We start from the raw sequence: 1,670 nt of genomic DNA, 5'->3' as shown, positions 1-1,670 counted from the left end.
TGGCCCAGAGTGTGTAAAAACACCTTCGCGAACCCTTGCTATGATTTCTGAGGATTTCATCGCAGGGATCGCCCATGAAGCGCTTTATCCAAGGTGAACATCGAGGTCAAGGCACCTTACTTCCCGAGAGCCTCGACGACTACGTCAGCGATACCAATCCGGTGCGCGTAGTCGACGTCTTTGTCGACGAACTCGACCTGGTCAATCTGGGTTTTGAAGGTGCTATTCCAGCCGATACTGGCCGGCCTGCTTACCACCCCGCGATCTTGCTAAAGATCTACATCTACGGCTATCTCAACCGCATCCAGTCGAGCCGACGTTTGGAGCGAGAAGCCCAACGCAACGTCGAGCTGATGTGGTTGACCGGGCGTTTGATGCCGGACTTCAAGACCATCGCCAACTTCCGAAAAGACAACAGCAAGGCCATCCGAGGCGTCTGTCGCCAGTTCGTTGTGCTGTGTCAGCAGTTGGGATTGTTTGGAGAAAATCTGGTCGCCATCGATGGCAGTAAATTCAAAGCCGTCAACAACCGCGACCGCAATTTCACCAACGCCAAACTGAAGCGACGAATGGAAGAAATTGAATCGAGTATCAATCGTTACCTGGCGGCACTCGATGCTGCCGATCGGCAAGAACCCACAGCTTCCGAGCCCAGTGCCGTGCGACTGGAAGAGAAAATCGCCAAGCTGAAGACGCAAATGAAGGAGCTTCAAGCGATTGAAATCCAGCTCAACGAATCGCCGGACAAACAGGTCTCACTGACCGATCCACACGCCCGCTCCATGATGACGCGCGGTACCGGAATCGTCGGTTACAACGTGCAGACAGCGGTCGATACGCAGCACCATCTGATCGTAGCGCACGAGGTGACCAACGTCGGTTCCGACCGCGATCAACTCAGCTCGATGGCCAAGCAGGCCCGCGAGGCGATGGCGTCAGAAATGCTGTCGGTAGTGGCTGACCGAGGTTACTTCAAAAGCGAACAAATCCTGGCTTGTCACGATGCCAACATCACCGCCTATGTGCCCAAGCCAATGACCTCTGGAGCCAAGGCAGACGGGCGTTTCAATAACGATGCCTTCATCTATGACTCGGCAAAAAACGAATACGTATGCCCGGCTGGCGAAGCGCTGATCTGGCGCTATAGCAACGTTGAAAAAGGCCTGAAGCTGCACCGTTACTGGAGTTCGAAATGCCAGGGCTGCGCGCTGAAATCGCAGTGCACACCGAGCACGGAACGACGGGTTCGACGTTGGGAACATGAAGCCGTACTGGAAGAAATGCAGGACAGGCTGCGCAACGCGCCGGAGATGATGCGAATCCGTAAACGGACGGTGGAGCATCCCTTCGGGACGCTTAAACAATGGATGGGGGCAACGCATTTCCTGACGCGAAAGCTGGCGGGGGTAAATGCAGAGATGAGCTTGAATGTGCTCGCCTATAACTTGAAACGGGTCATGAAAATCATGGGTGCCAATGGTTTGATGAAAGCGCTGTCAGCCTAAAAAGGCCGGTTTTGACCCGGCCAGAGGCTGTAAAACAGCGTTCGCGTGCTCCAGGTCGTTACCGATGCAAGCCGTGACGCTGACGATGCGATAGATCAGCCGACAAACGTCGATGCGCCAAGACGATGAAGCAATGAGCGTTTTTACACACTCTGGGCCGAAAGC

At 54.7% G+C, this 1,670-nt stretch carries 1 protein-coding gene; it reads left to right on the top strand.

Annotation, left to right across the window (positions count from 1 at the left end):
* Positions 1 to 74 precede the first annotated feature (74 nt).
* Entirely contained in the window at positions 75 to 1,505 is a 1,431-nt protein-coding gene (locus tag KGB28_RS01105; protein WP_223441334.1) for an IS1182 family transposase, read from the top strand.
* Positions 1,506 to 1,670 lie beyond the last annotated feature (165 nt).

It is taken from the genome of Pseudomonas sp. BF-R-19 (genome assembly GCF_019956445.1).
GTDB lineage: Bacteria > Pseudomonadota > Gammaproteobacteria > Pseudomonadales > Pseudomonadaceae > Aquipseudomonas > Aquipseudomonas fluorescens_BH.
This window is presented reverse-complemented; position numbering and strand designations above follow the sequence as displayed.